The following is a 12,861-nucleotide window of genomic DNA, read 5'->3' on the forward strand; positions in this document are numbered from 1 at the left end:
CCGTGGCTGAACCGACCACCACCGCAAGCGCACTCGGCCCCCTCGCCACGCTGGGCACCGGCGGCATCGTCATCGCAGGCGTGGCCACCGGCCTGGACTACCCGCTGCTGCTGGCCGGCATGTTCGGCGGCGTCTATGCGGTCACCGATCTGCCGCCCACCCGCACCATCGTGCGCGTCGTGCAGGTGGTGTTCTCGGCCGTGCTGGCCGGATACCTCGCACCGGCTGTCGCGCAGCTTCTTGCTGGCCTGCTTTCGGCCCTGCCAGGCGTCACGCTGAGTGCGCCGCACCTGAACCTGCCGGCGGCGGTCTTCGTGGGCTACGGCGGGCTGTGGCTGCTGCCGAAGGCACGCGCCGCAGCCGGCCGCAAGCTCGACAACATCGGAGGTGGCCCATCGTGATCCTCACCACGCTCGCCGCGCTGCTCGCCCTGGTCGTGCTGTGGCACGCCGTCTGCGTTGCCAACCATCGTCACGGCCCGCATCGCCCTGCGCGTGCCCTGCATCGCCACGCCTGGGCACTGCTGGCGACCGGCGCCTTCGGGCTGTGCCTCGCGCCCACCCTCAACCTGCGGCAGACCTTCCTGGCCCTGCTGTGCATCTTCGGTGGCATCGCCCTGCGCGCGATCGCCGAATCCCGACTGCGCCCCCGGGCGCGCAAGCAAAGGAGCTTCCCATGAAAATCCTGACCCTCGGTGACACCGGCGAGGACGTGCGCGCCATCCAGCGTGCGCTGAGCGCGGCCGGCTTCAACATCATGGTCGACGGCTGGTACGGCGAGGCCACCGTCGAGGCGGTGTCGGCCTTCCAGCGCAAGGCCGGCCTGGTGGTCGACGGCACGGCAGGCCCCAAGACGCTGGCCGCCCTGGCCTTGGGTGGCCGCACAGAGCACCTGCTACGCGAAGCCGACCTGGTCGCCGCCGCCGAGACGCTGGGCGTGCCGCTGGCCAGCATCAAGGCCATCAACGCGGTGGAGAGCCGCGGCTGCGGCTTCCTGGCCGACGGCCGCCCGGTGATCCTGTACGAGCGTCACGTCATGTACCAGCGCCTGCAGACGGCCGGCCTCGATGCTGAAGAGCTGGCCGCGAAGTGGCCCAACGTGGTGAGCGCGAAGCGCGGTGGCTACATCGGCGGCGCCGACGAGTACATGCGCCTGGCGCGTGCCCGTGAGATCCACCCAGCCATCGCCATCGAGTCGGCGAGCTGGGGCCTGTTCCAGATCATGGGCTATCACTGGCAGGCGCTGGGCTACGAGAGTGCCACCGCATTCGAGGCCGCCATGCGCCGCAGCGAGGGCGAGCAGCTCGCCGCCTTCGTGCGGTTCATCCAACTCGACGCAGCGCTGCAGAAGGCACTCAAGGCTCGCAAGTGGGCTGACTTCGCGCGCCTCTACAACGGGCCGGCCTACAAGGAGAACCTCTACGACACCAAGCTCGCGCGCGCCTATGAGCGCTTCGCGGGGGTCACCGAAGCGGAGGCGGCATGAATCCGCTGCTGCTGCGCTGGCTCGTGGTCGCTGCGGTGGCAGCCGCCGTCGGCGGCTTCTGCTGGGTGAAAGGCGCGGGCCACGTGCAGGCGCAATGGGATCTTGCCGACGCGCGCCGTGTGGCCGCTGGCCAGGCCGAACTCATCAAGGCCTACGCCAAGGTGCGCGAGCGCGACGCCCAAGCCAACGCAGCCATGGCGGACCTTGGCCGCCGCTACCAGGAGGAAACCCAACGTGAGAAAACTGATCGTGATCGGCTTATCGCTCGCCTGCGGGCTGGCGATGTCCGCCTGCAGCTCCCTGCCGGCAGAACCGAAGGTGGCCTACGTCTGCCCGAAGCCGCCGGAGCCGGACCCGGCTGTCATGGTGAAGCGGGAACCCAACTTCCTGCGTCGCTTGCTGGAGATCTTTCCGCGCTCGCCGGAGAAGCCGACGACGTCGCCCGGCAGCTCGGCGCCTGCCAAGCCGCCCTGATCCTCACGCGGAAGTCCTGCGATGTACAAGCCGAGTAGCCTTCGCGCGGCGCTTGAGGCCGCCAATCCCGATCTGAAACGCAACCCCGATCGGCTGCGCCTCTACATCGACTCAGGCAGCATTCAGTCGACCGCGACCGCATCGCTCTCGTATGAGTACGCCTACACACTGAACGTGGTCGTGATCGACTACGCCGACCATCCCGACCGCCTGGTCGTGCCGACGCTGTCATGGCTGGCCACGCACCAGCGCGAGCTGCTCCAGAATGCCGAGCGCATGAAGGAGGATTTCCGGTTCGACGCCGAGATCCTGAGCAACAGCGCGATCGACATGTCGATGACGATCAAGCTGACCGAGCGGGTCAGGGTCAGCGAGTCGGAGGACGGGGAGCGTGTGGTCGAGCACCTGCCCGAGCCGCCGCTCGATCCCTTCGCCGACGTGTCGGTGTGGGAATACGCGCTGCAGGGAACGGCCATCGTCTGGCCGCCGACCGCAGACACGCAATGGCCGAGTTAGAAGCGCTCAGCGAGTGGGCCGACGGCCTGCTCGCCACACTCGAAGAAGGCCAGCGCAAGCAGCTCGCGCAAGTGCTCGCCGCTGAGCTTCGCCGGCGCAATCAGGCGCGCATTGCCGCCCAGGTCAATCCGGACGGCTCGCCCTACGCCCCCCGCAAAACGCAGGCGCGCGCCAAGCAGGGCGCGATCCGTCGGCGCATGTTCTCGCGTCTGCGGACCAATCGTTTCATGAAGGCCATCGGCACGCCGGACGAAGCCGTGGTCGAGTTCTCAGCCCAGGTGCAGCGCATCGCCCAGATCCACCATGAAGGCCTGCGCGATCGCGTCTCGCGTCGCAGTCAGCGAGAGGTGCAATACCCGGCGCGCGGTCTGATAGGCCTAGCAGAGCGGGATGTCGAGCGCATCTGCGAGCTTGTGCTAAATCACCTGTCCATCTGATATCAGGCATTCCTGCAGGTGAAAGCTATCGGCATATACTTCCCATATAACAATTAGGGGATAGATATGCGCTTGTGCTCTCACGAGGAGTTCTTTGGCTTTCAACTTGCTTCAGACGTCTGCGTCGAGAGTGAGCTGACCGCGATCATTGGCCGAAACGGAGCGGGAAAATCGAGGCTGATGCGGTCTATCGCTGAAGGGAAAACCGTCGTATTTGATGGAACAGACAAACTGCCGTTGCATCGAATCGCCTATTTCGATCTTGAGAAACTGCAGCCGGCTTTGTCCTTCGACTTCAACCGAGTTCAGCATGAAGAGAGCCTTGTCCAGGCAAAGGCAATTTATGAAAGCTGGCGGGGCAAGCTTAGCTCAGACTCGAACGAGGCGATCGGCCAAATGAGTCCATTTGGGCGTCACGGTTCGGCAGTGAGCCCTCACGCGGTTATGCACGCGGTAAGGGCGGCAGCAAGGGCCCTCAGTTGCGGTGTCAACGATTTAAGTGCCGAGGATGTTGCTGATCACATGGTGGCGGGATATGCGAGCGGCCTTGGACACTTAAACGTCACAGCCACTATGCTCGCCTACTGGTATCGGCGAGAGCAAAACGACTTCGCGGAATTCAGGAACCACAAGTATGGAGAGAGCAACCCGCACTGGAGTGGAGAGGACTTCGAGTGGCGCTTCGGGCCTCCTCCATGGGAGAGTTTCAATGAGTTCCTGCGAGAGAGTCTGAATGGCCGTTACCAGATTCCAGTCCCAACGCCGGAGAATCGAGCCACATATCAGGCCAAACTAACCCTTCCCGACGGAACGTTTGTTGATCCAGCAGCACTTTCATCTGGCGAGAAGGTTTTGATGTGGCTGTGCCTAACCATGTACACGACGACGTCAGGGCAACTCGGCCAAATGCCGAGGCTTCTCCTTCTCGACGAGCCGGACTGCAAGTTGCATCCTCAGATGGTGATCAAGCTACACAGCACCTTGCGCACCATCGCTCATTATTTTGGCTGCCAGGTCATCTTTACCACGCACTCTCCCACGACCGTTGCCGTATTTGACGAGGGGACGGTCATGCGTGTCAGTGATCGCGATTTAGTGGTTGTAGATCGCGACGACGCGATAAGTGAGTTGCTAGTTGGGGTGTCGCACGTATCTGTGCAGCCAACAAACAGGCGGCAGGTCTACGTGGAAAGCGAGTATGACGTCGGCGTGTACGCGAACATCTTCTCCATGCTGCGGGAGCAGGGAAAGCACCTGAATGCTGGTGTGTCCTTGTCTTTCATCCCCGCTGCAGCGAAGTTGGTGCCGACCCTAGTCAGGCAGTTGCTTACAGCCAGCTTCGGGGAGCTTGATCCCCAGAAGACTGATCGGTTTATCGCTGCGTTGAACGGACAAGGGAACTGTGAAAATGTCAAAGGGACGGTTAAGTCGCTAGTTGGCGAGGGCAATCTAACCACCCATGGCATCATCGATTGGGACGCAAAGAACCAACCTCAGGAGAACTTACACGTGCTCGGTGAAGGGGTGTTCTACAACATAGAAAGCGCAATCCTAAACCCGCTGACCTTGGGGTTATATATCCTGCATAACCATCAAGATAAAGTTCCTCCCGAAGAGTTCGGCCTGGAACGAAACTGTGATGTCCTGGCTGTTTTGACGGACGGGAGCCGGTGGCAGCAGATTGCTGATGCTGTGCACACGAAGATTCTTGGCATGGCGCCGGACAACTACGACTTAAATATCGAATTCCTAAATGGAGCCATGGTACGAGCGTCAAGCGAGTACTGCCATGTGAATGGCAAACGACTCGCGGAACTGGCGAAAACAAAGTTCCCGTGCCTCGGCGCAATCCGAAGACAACTGCACATCGAAGTCGTGCACAAGGGAATCTTAGCTACAGCCGGACGCACTCTCCCCAGGGCGTTTGTGGAGCTTTTCTCGCGAATTCAGACGACTTGAGTGGCGCACTAATACTGCGCAGTGGCTGCATGTTGTAGGGCGGCCGCCCTACAACATGTATAGCTACTGCGCGCCGCGCGCGCGCGTCATCCTGCGGGCATGGATTTGCTCGCCGACCTCTCCCGCCGTCTCGAAAGCATCGTGCGCCTGGGCACCGTGTCCGCTGTGGATCACGACGCCGAGCGCTGCCGCGTCAAGAGCGGTGACCTTGAAACGACCTGGCGGCCCTGGCTGACCTTCCGCGCCGGTGAGACGCGCACATGGGATCCGCCCACCGTGGGCGAGCAGGTGCTCGTGCTCAGCCCCAGCGGTGATCCGGCGGCCGGCGTCGTGCTGGTCGGCCTCTACTCCACAGACCACCCCGCCCCGACCCACAGTGCGAGCGAGCACGTCGTGCGGTACCCCGACGGCGCCCGCATTGCCTACGACCACGCGTCAGGTGCCCTGACCGCCACCGGCATTCGCTCAGCCTCCCTGCACGCCTCCGAGTCGATCGACATCGAGTGCCCGACGATCAACATCAAAGGCGATGTGAAGGTGGTCGGCAAAGTCATCAGCAATGGTGTCGTGCTCGATGCGCACAAGCACGACGGCGTGACGCCGGGTGTCGCCAAGACCGGAGGCCCGACGGCATGAGCTACGCCGGCATGAACGCCCAGACCGGCCGCTCGGTGTCCGACCTCGAGCACCTGCGTCAGTCGATCCGCGACATCCTGACCACGCGCATCGGGTCGCGCGTCATGCGCCGCGACTACGGATCGCTGCTGCCCGACCTGATCGACCAGCCCATCAACGACGCCACGCGCCTGCGCGTGATGGCCGCCACCGTCATGGCGATCTACACCTGGGAGCCGCGGCTGCGCATCGAGCGCGTCAACGTCCTCGTGGGGACCGGCAGCGACGCCGGCAAGCTCATCGTCAATTTGGAGGGCACGCGCAAGGATGTCGCGCGCGGCGCCGCCGTCAACCTGCAGGTGGCCGTGCGATGAGCGGACCGATCGACCTCTCTCAACTGCCGGCCCCGAACGTCATCGAGACCTTGGACTTCGAGGCCATCCTCGCGCAACGTAAGGCGGCGCTCATCGCGCTCTACCCAGCTGACCAGCAGGCCGCCGTCGCGCAGACGCTGACGCTAGAGTCCGAGCCCCTCGCGAAAATGCTGCAGGAGAACGCCTACCGCGAGCTGGGCCTGCGTCAGCGCATCAACGAGGCCGCCAAGGCGGTGATGCTGGCATTCTCGCGCGGCGCGGATCTCGACCAGCTCGCCGCCAACTTCAAGGTTGAGCGCCTGACGGTGCAGGGCGCCGACAACACCGTGGTGCCGCCGCTGGCCGCCGTCATGGAACTGGACGCGGCCCTGCGCGAGCGCACGCAGCGCGCCTTCGAGGGTCTGTCGGTTGCAGGGCCGCGTGGCGCCTACGAATGGCACGCGATGTCCGCCGACGGCCGCGTGGCCCATGTCAGCGCCATCAGCCCGGCACCCTGCTATGTGACGGTCAGCGTGCTGGCGGCCGAGGGCGACGGCACCGCACCGGCCGACCTGCTGGCCACTGTCGCGGCTGCACTCAACGACGAAGAGATCCGCCCGGTGGGTGATCGACTCACGGTGCAGTCGGCGCAGATCGTGCCCTATGCCATCGTCGCCCAGCTCTACCTGTTCCCCGGCCCTGAAGCCGAGCCCATCCTCGCCGCGGCCAATGCCCGCCTGCAGGCCTACGTCAGCGCACAGCGCCGCATCGGCCGCGACATCCGGCGCTCGGCGATCTTCGCTGCGCTGCACGTGGAAGGCGTGCAGCGCGTCGAGGTGCAGCAGCCCGCGGCTGACGTCGTGCTGACGCCGACCCAGGCGGCCTACTGCACGGGCTACACGCTCACCGTGGGCGGTACCGATGACTGAGCGTCTGTTACCCGCCAACGCCACCGAGCTTGAGCGCGCCGCGGCCGAGGCCTGCGCCGCCGCGCTGGCGCTCGACGTGCCGCTGCGCGATCTGTGGAGCCCTGACCGCTGCCCGCTCGCGTTGCTGCCGTACCTAGCCTGGGCGTTTTCCGTGGATCGCTGGGATCCGGCCTGGTCGGAGTTCACGAAGCGGCAAGTGATCCGCTCGTCCTTCCATGTCCACCGCCACAAGGGAACCATCGCCGCACTGCGCCGGGTGGTCGAACCCCTGGGCTACCTGATCAAAGTCACCGAGTGGTGGCAGACCCAGCCCTTGGGCGAGCCCGGGACGTTTCGCATCGACGTGGGCGTGCTCGACACAGGCATCACCGACGAGATGTACGGCGAGCTGGAGCGTTTGATCGACGACGCGAAGCCGGTGAGCCGCCATCTGCTCGGGCTGGCCATCAACCTCGAATCGCGCGGTGACCTCCGCTTCGGTCTGGCCGTCCTCGATGGCGAGATCACCACCGTCTATCCATATGAGCCCGGTCCCATCGAGTCGCTGTCGGGGCTCGTGATCGCCGCTGTCACCCACACCATCGACACCATGAGCGTCTACCCATCATGAGCAATACCTACTTCTCCATTCTCACGGCGGTAGGCGAAGCGAAGCTCGCCAACGCCAACGCCCTCGGGACCGCACTGCGCATCACGCACATGGCCGTCGGCGACGGCAACGGCGTGGTGCCTCAGCCGAGCCGCGCACAGACCGCACTGGTGCACGAGGTACGCCGTGCCCCGCTGAATCAGCTCGCCCCCGATCCGGCCAACGCCTCCCAGTTCATCGCCGAGCAGGTGATTCCCGAGTCCGTGGGCGGCTGGTGGATCCGCGAGCTGGGGCTGTACGACGAGGCCGGAGATCTGATCGCGGTGGGCAACTGCCCACCCAGCTACAAGCCGCAGCTCGCCGAGGGCTCGGGCCGCACGCAGGTGGTGCGCCTGGTCTTCCTGGTGACCAGTGCGGATGCGGTGCAGCTCAAGATCGACCCCGCCGTGGTGCTGGCCACGCGGCAGTACGTCGACGACAAGGACGCGGCGCACGTCGCCGCGGCAGACCCGCACCCGCAGTACCTCACGAAACTGGAGGGCGATGCGGCGTATTCCGGCGTTAACCACACCCATTCGAAGGGCCAGGTCGAAGGCTCGCTGGGCTTCACGCCGGTGCAACAAGGCTCAGGCGTCGGGCAGACCGCCAATGCGGTCAAGATTGGCTGGAGCGCCGCGGCGAAGCTCAAGGCAAGTGTCGACGCGTCGGACCTTGGCGCGTTTGCGATGGAGGCGACGAACAATGCATTCACCGGTGCTAATAGCTTCACGGTATCCCCCACCGTTCCGACCCCCGCCGCTGGCGACAACAGCAGCAAGGCCGCGCCGACGGCTTTTGTGCAGGCCGCCATCGCAGCGCTGGTGAATTCGTCTCCCGAAGCGCTCAATCAGCTCAACGAATTGGCGGCGGCACTGGGCAACGACCCCAACTTTGCGACGACGGTCACCAACATGATCGCCGCACGCCTTACCCAAGCCCAGGGCGATGCCCGATACCTCAAGCTCACGGGCGGATACCTGACGGGCATGCTGTATGCGCAGTCGACGACAGGCGATCCTATCGCTGGCTATGCCCGCAACGACAACCCCGTTGGCATGACGATCGTCAATCGGCCGTCTGACAATCACGGCGTACTCCGATTTGTGAACAGCGCCTACTCGACTCAACTCAGTGCGCTGGCGAGCTTCGGCGACGGAACCATCGCGATGGTCTGCAATGGGGTTGAGCGCGTGAGGGGAACGTCCTCGGGCGGGTCAGTAAATGGCGACCTATCCGTCACTGGCTCCGTGACCGCCGTGGATCTGGTCGCCAATCGCGTCGATGCCGGAGTCGAGGGCGGACGCCTATTCCTCCGGCGGGCCTCGGACAACGGCGTCGGCTGGAACGTGCAGTGCTACGGCGCGTCCGGGGCTGAGCGCATTCGCTTCACCAATGCGGGCTACGGCGAAGTGTTTAGCGTGGGCCAGAGTGGAAACGTCGTGATCTCCGGCCCTGATACCGAGAGGTCCATCAGCTTCCTGCACGGTTACCTGTACTCCAACTCGAACGCCTTCGGATTCTGGAACAGCTCCCGCGGAGGCTTTGGCTATGATTTCGCCAGCCAGCACCTCACTGTCAACGGCTGGCACGTCTGGCATGCGGGCGATTCGCCGCAGTCTCTGACGGTGAACGGTTACAAGGTTTTCCCCCCTGGGGCTGATGGCTTGAAGCCCATCTTCCAGTGGGGGCGCGTCACGCTCGGCGACCTCGCCGGGTCCGGCTCGGTCAATGTGACTTTCCCGATCGCCTTCACGACGATGTGCCTCTTCGTCATTCCGGGACTGTTCTCGGGCGTCGAGGCCCCGAACGGGAACGTGTTCGTACATGGCGAGCCCACCCGCTTCGGTTGCGTCCTTAGCGCGCGCGAATTCGACAGCGTCGTCACGCCGAACACCCAACTCACTTACTTCGCCATCGGGTACTGACATGAGCCGCTACTACTCGCCATCGACCAACGCTTTTTACGATACCGACGCGCACGGCGCGCGCGAGATCGAAATCCCAGACCCGGACTGGGAGCGCCCGACCGTCAAAGTGCCCGACCCGCTGTGGGTACGTCCGACGATCAAGGTGGCAGACCCTTCGTGGGTACGCCCCACCAAGCTGGTACCGATCGATTCCGACTGGGAGCGCCCCACCAAGCTGGTACCGGACCCGTCATGGAAGGCGCCGATGATTGCCGTCCCGCGCGAGAACTGGATCGGCGAAGGGCCGGCCCCGTTGGATGTCATCACCGATCCGGATGCGGTCTGTCCCATGGTGTCGGTACCCGACATGGACGTCGAGCAACCGATGATGGCCGTACCCGATGAGGAAGCCACTCCACCGTCGATTGAGGTGCCCGACGAAGAGGCGGAGCCGCCCACCATCTCCATTCCGGACTGGAGCGCACACGCGCCGCTGGTGACCGTTTCCAACCCGGCTTGTTTGCTGCCGACCGATGCGCAGCCGGTGAGCGATGAGCTGTACCTCCGCGCCATCGACGCGCGCGCTCAGGGCAAGCTCATCGAAGCCGGCCAGGACGGTCAGCCTGTCATCAAAGACGCGCCCGCCCTGTCAGCGGAGGAAGTGCGTCAGCGCAAGATTGCGCTGCTGCTCAAAGAAGTCGACGCGCTGCTCAACGCCAAAGCCAAGGAGAAGGGCTACGACGACATCCGCTCGGCCGCGCTGCGTGCCGCCTACCCCGGCCCCTTCCACAACGAGGGCGTGGCCTATGCCGCTTGGATGGATGCCTGCTATGCCAAGTGCTACGCGGTCCTGGCGGACGTAACGGACGGCGTGCGCCAGGAGCCGACGAAAGCTCAGCTGCTGGCCGAGCTGCCCGCCCTGGTGCTGCCGTCATGATCGCCATCCCGCTTCCGGCACGTCGCGCGGTGCCCTGGTATCGCAAGCTCAATCCCTGGTGGCTGATCGTTGGCAACGAAGACGACGGCTACGCACCGGCCTGGTACGAACCGGGCCGCCCCGAGTGGCGCCGCCGCCTCATGTGGTGGGCACGTAACCCGGCGCACAACCTGACCTTCTACGGACTCGGTGTGGCCGACCGCGACCGTGTGCTGTATTCCCTCCACGGCTCTGAAGTGCACAAGCCTGGCGGCGGCTGGATGTTCGCCGTCACACGCGTGGGTGTCCTTCCGCTGCCCTTCGTGAGCTACCTCGGCACCCGCCTCAAGCTCTACGCCGGCTGGCGTCCGGCCGGCGCCTTCGGCTTCAAGTTCAATGTCATGAAGTGACGCGCGACGCGATGTTGTAGGCCGGTGCGCCTACAACATCCAACGCTCGGCCAGACCGCGCGCGCGCGGCATCCTTGCCATGTACCGCCTACCCACTGGGAGACCTGCATGGCAACCGACTACCACCACGGCGTACGGGTCGTGGAAATCAACGAGGGCGTGCGCCCGATCCGCACCATCGCGACCGCCGTCATCGGCCTGGTCTGCACGGCGCCGGATGCGGACGCGGCCACCTTCCCGCTCAACACGCCTGTGCTGCTCACGAATGTCGTGAGTGCCATCGGCAAGGCCGGCGAAGATGGCACGCTCGCCAAGGTGCTCGATGCGATCGCCGATCAGACCAACACGTTGACCATTGTCGTGCGCGTCGAGGAAGGCGCCGACGAAGCCGCGACCACCAGCAATGTGATCGGCACGGTGACCGCCGATGGCCAGTTCACCGGCATGAAGGCGCTGCTGGGCGCCAAGACGAAGCTGGGTGTGCAGCCGCGCATCCTGGCCTGCCCGGGCCTCGACAGCCTGAACGTCGCCACCGAGCTGGCCACGATTGCGCAGAAGCTGCGCGCCTTCGCCTACGTTTCGGCCTGGGGCTGCGAGACCAAGGAAGCGGCGGTCACCTACCGCGAGAACTTCGGCCAGCGCGAACTCATGCTGATCTGGCCCGACTTTGTCACCTGGGACACCACGGCCAATGCCGAGGCGACCACCTGGGCTACGGCCCGCGCCGTGGGCCTACGCGCCAAGCTCGACGAAGAGCAAGGCTGGCACAAGACCCTGTCCAACATCGCTGTTGGCGGCGTCTCGGGGCTCACCAAGCCGATCTTCTTCGACCTGCAGAACCCGGCCTCCGATGCGGGCTACATGAACGCGGCCGATGTGACCACGCTGATCAACGAGAACGGTTACCGCTTCTGGGGCTCGCGCACCTGCTCGGACGATCCGCTGTTCGCCTTCGAGAACTACACCCGCACCGCCCAGGTGCTGGCCGACACGATGGCCGAGGCGCACATGTGGGCCGTCGACAAGCCCATGCATCCGAGCCTCGTGCGCGACATCCTCGAAGGCATCAACGCCAAGTTCCGCGAACTCAAGGCGCAGGGCTACATCATCGACGGCAACGCCTGGTTCGACGCCGAGATCAACGAGGCCGCCGTGCTCAAGACCGGCAAGCTCTACATCGACTACGACTACACGCCGGTGCCGCCGCTGGAGAACCTGATGTTCCGCCAGCGCATCACCGATCGCTACCTCGTCGACTTCGCCGCCCGCATCACCGGCTGAGCGGCCCACCACTGAAAGGAGCGTCCAATGGGACTGCCACGCAAACTGAAGGGCTTCAACGTCTTCAACGAAGGCGAAAGCATGATGGGCCAGGTGAAAGAAGTTGGGCTGCCCAAGCTCGCCGCGAAGCTGGAGGGCTATCGCGGAGGCGGTATGCCCGGCGAGGTGGACATCGATCTCGGCCTCGAGAAGTTGGAGCTGGAGCACACCTACGGCGGCTTCATGCGCCAGATCTACGCGCAGTTCGGCGTCGCCAAAGCCGACGGCGTGATGCTGCGCTTCGCGGGCGGCTACCAGCGTGACGACACGGGCGACGTCGATGCCATCGAGATGGTCGTGCGCGGCCGGCACGCCGAGATCGATCCGGGCACAGCCAAGCCGGGCGACGACACCGAGTTCAAGGTCAAGTCCTCGCTCAGCTACTACAAGCTGATCGTCAATGGCGCCGTCGTGATCGAGATCGACATGATCAACGGTCTCTACATCGTCGACGGCGTCGATCGCCAGGCCGCGATCCGCGCCGCCATGGGCATCTGAGCCCACACCACATACACCACCGCGAGAACTGCCGGGCGAGACGGATAGCGCCGGAGGAAGGACTGGAGGGGCGCCGCCGAAGTGAGGCGCCCCTCGCGACGCGAGGACACCATGACCACCAAGAACCCGAACAGCATCCCCCTGGAAAAGTCGATCACCCGGGGCGAACAGACCATCACCGAAGTGACGCTCCGCAAGCCCGACGCGGGCGAGCTGCGCGGCGTCAATCTCACCGATCTCCTGCAGATGGACGTCGCGGCCCTGATCAAGGTGCTGCCGCGCATCAGCAGCCCAATGCTCACCGAGCACGATGTCGCCCGCATGGACCCCGCCGACCTGTGTCAGCTAGGCACGAAGGTGAGCAGTTTTTTGCTGACGAAGGACATGCGTGCGGCGGCATCCCTGCCCGAGTAG

General features: G+C 64.7%; 17 protein-coding genes. All 17 read left to right on the forward strand.

Annotation, left to right across the window (positions count from 1 at the left end; all coding sequences use genetic code 11):
* The first annotated feature begins 2 nt into the window (after positions 1-2).
* The 17 genes from NMB43_RS11775 (at position 3) to NMB43_RS11855 (ending at position 12,861) form a co-directional block, all read left to right on the forward strand.
* Positions 3-401 carry a hypothetical protein gene (locus tag NMB43_RS11775; RefSeq protein ID WP_494348353.1) on the forward strand — a complete coding sequence of 133 codons (399 nt, stop codon included), beginning with the start codon at positions 3-5 and terminating at the stop codon, positions 399-401.
* A complete protein-coding gene (locus tag NMB43_RS11780; protein ID WP_494348354.1) occupies positions 398-679 on the forward strand; it encodes a hypothetical protein in 282 nt (93 codons plus the stop codon). The genes NMB43_RS11775 and NMB43_RS11780 overlap by 4 nt, the downstream gene beginning before the upstream one ends.
* Complete coding sequence (locus tag NMB43_RS11785) at positions 676-1,485, forward strand: N-acetylmuramidase domain-containing protein (protein ID WP_494348355.1); 810 nt, start codon at positions 676-678, stop codon at positions 1,483-1,485. Before NMB43_RS11780 ends, NMB43_RS11785 begins: the two co-directional genes overlap by 4 nt.
* Positions 1,482-1,997 (forward strand): lysis system i-spanin subunit Rz, encoded by a 516-nt coding sequence (locus tag NMB43_RS11790; RefSeq protein WP_494348356.1) that lies wholly within the window; start codon positions 1,482-1,484, stop codon positions 1,995-1,997. Before NMB43_RS11785 ends, NMB43_RS11790 begins: the two co-directional genes overlap by 4 nt.
* Complete coding sequence (locus NMB43_RS11795) at positions 1,981-2,475, forward strand: phage tail protein (RefSeq protein ID WP_494348357.1); 495 nt, start codon at positions 1,981-1,983, stop codon at positions 2,473-2,475. The genes NMB43_RS11790 and NMB43_RS11795 overlap by 17 nt, the downstream gene beginning before the upstream one ends.
* Positions 2,463-2,912, forward strand: coding sequence for a phage virion morphogenesis protein (locus NMB43_RS11800; protein ID WP_494348358.1), 450 nt, complete (start codon positions 2,463-2,465; stop codon positions 2,910-2,912). The genes NMB43_RS11795 and NMB43_RS11800 overlap by 13 nt, the downstream gene beginning before the upstream one ends.
* A 66-nt stretch (positions 2,913-2,978) precedes the next feature.
* A complete protein-coding gene (locus NMB43_RS11805; protein WP_494348359.1) occupies positions 2,979-4,871 on the forward strand; it encodes an AAA family ATPase in 1,893 nt (630 codons plus the stop codon).
* A gap of 99 nt (positions 4,872-4,970) precedes the next feature.
* Positions 4,971-5,507 (forward strand): phage baseplate assembly protein V, encoded by a 537-nt coding sequence (locus NMB43_RS11810; protein WP_494348360.1) that lies wholly within the window; start codon positions 4,971-4,973, stop codon positions 5,505-5,507.
* Positions 5,504-5,860, forward strand: coding sequence for a GPW/gp25 family protein (locus NMB43_RS11815; RefSeq protein WP_494348361.1), 357 nt, complete (start codon positions 5,504-5,506; stop codon positions 5,858-5,860). The genes NMB43_RS11810 and NMB43_RS11815 overlap by 4 nt, the downstream gene beginning before the upstream one ends.
* Positions 5,857-6,768, forward strand: a complete 912-nt coding sequence (locus NMB43_RS11820; RefSeq protein WP_494348362.1) for a baseplate assembly protein — start codon at positions 5,857-5,859, stop codon at positions 6,766-6,768. Before NMB43_RS11815 ends, NMB43_RS11820 begins: the two co-directional genes overlap by 4 nt.
* Positions 6,761-7,378 (forward strand): phage tail protein I, encoded by a 618-nt coding sequence (locus NMB43_RS11825; protein WP_494348363.1) that lies wholly within the window; start codon positions 6,761-6,763, stop codon positions 7,376-7,378. The genes NMB43_RS11820 and NMB43_RS11825 overlap by 8 nt, the downstream gene beginning before the upstream one ends.
* Positions 7,375-9,321 carry a phage tail protein gene (locus NMB43_RS11830; RefSeq protein ID WP_494348364.1) on the forward strand — a complete coding sequence of 649 codons (1,947 nt, stop codon included), beginning with the start codon at positions 7,375-7,377 and terminating at the stop codon, positions 9,319-9,321. Before NMB43_RS11825 ends, NMB43_RS11830 begins: the two co-directional genes overlap by 4 nt.
* Position 9,322: 1 nt before the next feature.
* The gene (locus tag NMB43_RS11835; RefSeq protein WP_494348365.1) at positions 9,323-10,240 is read left to right on the forward strand and encodes a hypothetical protein; all 918 of its coding nucleotides are present in this window, start codon (positions 9,323-9,325) and stop codon (positions 10,238-10,240) included.
* Entirely contained in the window at positions 10,237-10,629 is a 393-nt protein-coding gene (locus tag NMB43_RS11840; protein ID WP_494348366.1) for a hypothetical protein, read from the forward strand. Before NMB43_RS11835 ends, NMB43_RS11840 begins: the two co-directional genes overlap by 4 nt.
* A 108-nt stretch (positions 10,630-10,737) precedes the next feature.
* Positions 10,738-11,910 (forward strand): phage tail sheath protein, encoded by a 1,173-nt coding sequence (locus NMB43_RS11845; RefSeq protein ID WP_494348367.1) that lies wholly within the window; start codon positions 10,738-10,740, stop codon positions 11,908-11,910.
* Positions 11,911-11,937: 27 nt separating this feature from the next.
* Positions 11,938-12,447, forward strand: coding sequence for a phage major tail tube protein (locus NMB43_RS11850; protein ID WP_494348368.1), 510 nt, complete (start codon positions 11,938-11,940; stop codon positions 12,445-12,447).
* 111 nt (positions 12,448-12,558) lie between these two features.
* Complete coding sequence (locus NMB43_RS11855; RefSeq protein ID WP_494348369.1) at positions 12,559-12,861, forward strand: phage tail assembly protein; 303 nt, start codon at positions 12,559-12,561, stop codon at positions 12,859-12,861.

Source organism: Uliginosibacterium sangjuense (genome assembly GCF_059132465.1).

Excerpts from the sequence above, each read along its gene's own strand:
- NMB43_RS11795 (WP_494348357.1), top strand. The coding sequence starts at position 1,981 with ATGTACAAGCCGAGTAGCCTTCGCGCGGCGCTTGAGGCCGCCAATCCC.
- NMB43_RS11830 (WP_494348364.1), top strand. The coding sequence starts at position 7,375 with ATGAGCAATACCTACTTCTCCATTCTCACGGCGGTAGGCGAAGCGAAG.
- NMB43_RS11790 (WP_494348356.1), top strand. The coding sequence starts at position 1,482 with ATGAATCCGCTGCTGCTGCGCTGGCTCGTGGTCGCTGCGGTGGCAGCC.
- NMB43_RS11800 (WP_494348358.1), top strand. The coding sequence starts at position 2,463 with ATGGCCGAGTTAGAAGCGCTCAGCGAGTGGGCCGACGGCCTGCTCGCC.
- NMB43_RS11845 (WP_494348367.1), top strand. The coding sequence starts at position 10,738 with ATGGCAACCGACTACCACCACGGCGTACGGGTCGTGGAAATCAACGAG.
- NMB43_RS11805 (WP_494348359.1), top strand. The coding sequence starts at position 2,979 with ATGCGCTTGTGCTCTCACGAGGAGTTCTTTGGCTTTCAACTTGCTTCA.
- NMB43_RS11835 (WP_494348365.1), top strand. The coding sequence starts at position 9,323 with ATGAGCCGCTACTACTCGCCATCGACCAACGCTTTTTACGATACCGAC.
- NMB43_RS11825 (WP_494348363.1), top strand. The coding sequence starts at position 6,761 with ATGACTGAGCGTCTGTTACCCGCCAACGCCACCGAGCTTGAGCGCGCC.
- NMB43_RS11785 (WP_494348355.1), top strand. The coding sequence starts at position 676 with ATGAAAATCCTGACCCTCGGTGACACCGGCGAGGACGTGCGCGCCATC.
- NMB43_RS11850 (WP_494348368.1), top strand. The coding sequence starts at position 11,938 with ATGGGACTGCCACGCAAACTGAAGGGCTTCAACGTCTTCAACGAAGGC.
- NMB43_RS11820 (WP_494348362.1), top strand. The coding sequence starts at position 5,857 with ATGAGCGGACCGATCGACCTCTCTCAACTGCCGGCCCCGAACGTCATC.
- NMB43_RS11815 (WP_494348361.1), top strand. The coding sequence starts at position 5,504 with ATGAGCTACGCCGGCATGAACGCCCAGACCGGCCGCTCGGTGTCCGAC.
- NMB43_RS11840 (WP_494348366.1), top strand. The coding sequence starts at position 10,237 with ATGATCGCCATCCCGCTTCCGGCACGTCGCGCGGTGCCCTGGTATCGC.
- NMB43_RS11810 (WP_494348360.1), top strand. The coding sequence starts at position 4,971 with ATGGATTTGCTCGCCGACCTCTCCCGCCGTCTCGAAAGCATCGTGCGC.
- NMB43_RS11855 (WP_494348369.1), top strand. The coding sequence starts at position 12,559 with ATGACCACCAAGAACCCGAACAGCATCCCCCTGGAAAAGTCGATCACC.